Here is a 3,464-nt window from a genome sequence, read left to right as displayed (position 1 = left end):
GCGCAGGAATATGGCGGGCTGATCAAGCATGGCGCCAAGCTGCTCTTCGCCTATGCGGAGGCGACCGTGCCGAAGATCACGGTGATCACCCGCAAGGCCTATGGCGGCGCCTATGACGTCATGGCGTCGAAGCACCTGCGCGGCGACATGAACTATGCCTGGCCGACGGCGCAGATCGCGGTGATGGGGGCGAGAGGCGCGGTCGAGATCATCTACCGCAAGGACATCGGCAACGCGGAAAAGATCGCCGCCCACACAAAGACCTACGAGGATCGCTTCCTGTCGCCCTTCGTCGCGGCCGAGCGCGGCTATGTCGACGAGGTGATCATGCCGCACTCGACCCGCCGCCGTATCGCGCGAGCGCTGCGCATGCTGCGCAACAAGGACATGCAGAACCCCTGGAAGAAGCACGACAACATCCCGCTGTGAGGGATGGTCCTATTCGTAGTTTTCGTAGGATTTTTCCTCGATGATCGCGGAACTCAGCAGCAGGTTTATCTCCCGCTTCAGCGCGGCGCGACGATCGTTCGTCCGATAGACGCCGCGGGCGAGTTCAATGAAACGGTCGCCGAAACGCTTGTTGAGTTCCTCCACGCGGATATCGTCCTCGATAACCCAGAGCGCCTGATTGACGGCCTTCAGGTCCGCGTAAAGACCCGCCAACGCCTCCGATGCCGGAATGTGCTCGTCGCGAACATGGGACAATTGCTCCAGTTCGTGCAGGACGTTGGCGCGCTTGGCCGCGTCGGCAATGCTTGCCGCCTTGATCTCGAGGATCGATATCTTGTCCAGCAATTCGCCGGGGGCGATCTCGACGAGTATGGGGCGGACCATGCAAATTGTCCTTTTCCGGAGAGCCTTGTCAAACATTAGCGGCGGGGAATATGGACCTCGCCGGATAGAGTAGCGGCAATAGGCAGCCGAAACGAGCGAAGTCAATCTGCCGGACAGCGGCGGCGCCTCGGCTCGATAGAATTGAAAGGTATATCTGTTGGATCCAATTCTCCTGGTCGGCTTTCCGGCGGTCGGCGATTTCGTCCGCTGTCATTCGGCCATCCGCATCCTCGCGAAGCGGTTCCCCGACTGTCCGATCGATGTTGTGACATCGCCCGGCAACGTAGCTTTCGCCCGATTCATGCCGCATGTCCGCAAAGCCTGGGCGCTCAATAGGCGGCCTATGCAGTTGGGCTTGGCGGCCCGCCGCAATCTCGCTGGCGAGCTCCGCAAAGAGAACTATGGCTCGGCCTATCTCATGACAAGCACGATCAAAGCAGCCTTGATACCGTTCATGGCCGGCATACCGGAGCGGATCGGCTACCCGCAGGAGCTGCAGTTCGGTTTGGTCAACCGCCTGCCGGCGGACTGGCTGCGCCATTTGTGGGCGTTCGGCCCGCGCAAGACACGCCTCTATGAAGAGGTGTGCTCCATCGTCACGCTGGGTGCGAAGCCGATGGCCAATGTCGATTGGCCGGCGCCGCAGTTGATCATTCCCGCCGCGGAACTGGATGACTGGCGCAGCCGTGCCGGTGTCGAAGCCGACAGGCCGGCTCTGGCGATTTTTACCGGCGATATGGAAAGCCCCCGATCGTGGCCGATGGAGCGCTTCATCTCGATCGCGAAAGACTATTCCAATCGGGGCTGGGCCGTGTGGATCGTCGGGGGCCCTCGCGAACGCGATGCCGCGAACCGGATTCGCGCCGAGGTGCCACATGCGGTCGATTTCACCACCACGCCGCTGATCGATGTGATGTATCAACTGGGCGCGTCAGCGCTGTTCCTTGGCGTCAACGGCGGCATGTCCCACGCCGCCGCAGCGTTGAACATTCCGTGTGTGCTCATTTTCGGCTCGAATCTCTCATACCTCCACGCGCCGGTGAATGAGCACGTTCGCCTTCTCGAGCCGCCCATTTCGACCCCCAGCTGGATCGAGGACACGTTGGGTGTGAGCGAAGAAAGAGTACGCGAGGCCCTGGCCGGCGCTCTTGAAGAGGCACGCCACCCGCAAAGCGCATGACGCCCCCCCATGCTTGGCGGCGCTAGGCGTGTCGGACGGGCGTGAAGCCGAAGCCCTCGGCATCGAGCGCGCGCAGATCGACAATGGTGACCGGACGATCGGCGGCACCGCCTTCGCAACGGACCCGGCCATGGCGAGGGCAGCCAAAAGGAAAACCAGCCGCTTCATCCGGTGGCGCTCTCCACCAGTTCGCGCAACACCGGCAGCATGGCCAGCGGCATGTCCTCGGCGATCAGCCCAGGACCGAACCGGCTGCCGGCTTCGGCATGTATCCAGACACCCGCGCAGGCCGCTTCGAAGGCCGGCATGCCCTGTGCCAAGAACCCCGCGACGATTCCCGCCAGCACATCGCCCGAGCCGGCGGTGGCAAGCCAAGGCGCTCCATTGCTGTTGATGACGGCGCGTCCATCTGGCGCGGCGATAACAGTGTCGGCGCCTTTGTAGACGATGACGGCATTGGCACGCGCCGCCGCCGCGCGCGCCTTGGCCAGTTTGGAGAGCGCCTTGTCGTTCGCGACGTCAGGGAACAGCCGGGCGAACTCACCCTCATGCGGCGTCATCACCAGCGCCGGCGCCGCGGACTTGCCGGCGGCCTGGAACAGCGTCTCGGGCTCGTCGCGGAACGAGGTGATGCCGTCTGCGTCGAGCACCAACCCTTCAATGGCTGTGTCCTGTCCCTGCCCTGCATCGAGCAGCGCGAGGACAAAATCGCGCGCTTTTTCGCCGACACCGAAACCCGGACCGAGCACGAAGGACGAGGGGCGGCGATCGGTGAGGAACGCGCCGAGATCGGCAACCGCATCGACCTTGCGCAGCATGATCGAGGTCAGATGCGCCGCGTTCACCTGCATGGCGTTGGCCGGCGACAGCACAGTCACCGCCCCTGCCCCGCTTCTCGCGGCGGCAAGTGCCGACAGCCGGGCAGCACCCGTCGCCGACGGTCCGCCGGAAAAAACGCTCGCGTGGCCTCGCCTGTATTTATGCGTATCGACAGCCGGGGCCGGAAAGCCTGCCAGCCAAAGCGCCGGTCCGTTCTCGAAGGTTCGAGGCGCGATTTGAGCGATGATCCCGTCACCGATGCCGATGTCGGCAAGCACGATCTCGCCGCACATCTCACGCCCCGGCAAAAGCAGATGCCCCGGCTTCTTTCGCGCGAAGGTCACGGTTATGGCTGCGCGAAATGCGCAGCCGAGAATGGCCCCGCTCTCGCCGGCAACGCCGGAAGGCAGATCTATGGCGACGACTGGCAAGCGGAGATCCGTCACGATCCGGACCGCCCTGGCGGCATCGCCCGACAGCGGCTTGGACAGCCCCGCCCCATAGAGTGCGACGACCACGAGCGAGCCGGGCTCGGCAGTGAAGGCAGACAGCGGCCGGCGCTCGAGCGGGCAGTCGGCCGCGGCGAGCGCGGCGTCACTGCCTGGCCGCGGCTCGCCCGACACCCACAACG

At 64.2% G+C, this 3,464-nt stretch carries 4 protein-coding genes; 2 read left to right on the top strand and 2 right to left on the bottom strand.

Annotation, left to right across the window (positions count from 1 at the left end; genetic code table 11):
* On the top strand, positions 1 to 429 hold a 429-nt coding region (locus EOA29_RS29445), incomplete at its 5' end, for a carboxyl transferase domain-containing protein (protein WP_281061117.1).
* Between the two features lie 9 nt (positions 430 to 438).
* Here the strand turns inward: EOA29_RS29445 and EOA29_RS29440 are convergent.
* A complete protein-coding gene (locus EOA29_RS29440; RefSeq protein ID WP_126094083.1) occupies positions 439 to 834 on the bottom strand; it encodes a DUF6165 family protein in 396 nt (131 codons plus the stop codon).
* Between the two features lie 157 nt (positions 835 to 991).
* Between EOA29_RS29440 and waaF the strand changes: the two genes are divergently transcribed.
* A complete protein-coding gene (waaF, locus tag EOA29_RS29435) occupies positions 992 to 2,014 on the top strand; it encodes a lipopolysaccharide heptosyltransferase II (protein WP_126094084.1) in 1,023 nt (340 codons plus the stop codon).
* Between the two features lie 164 nt (positions 2,015 to 2,178).
* Here waaF and EOA29_RS29430 read toward each other — a convergent pair.
* On the bottom strand, positions 2,179 to 3,464 hold a 1,286-nt coding region (locus tag EOA29_RS29430; RefSeq protein ID WP_127221978.1), incomplete at its 5' end, for an NAD(P)H-hydrate dehydratase.

Origin of the sequence: Mesorhizobium sp. M1E.F.Ca.ET.063.01.1.1, assembly GCF_003998155.1 — a bacterium.
In the GTDB taxonomy this organism is placed as follows: domain Bacteria; phylum Pseudomonadota; class Alphaproteobacteria; order Rhizobiales; family Rhizobiaceae; genus Mesorhizobium.
Note: the sequence above shows the minus strand (reverse complement) of the source record. Positions and strands in the feature narration are given on the sequence as shown.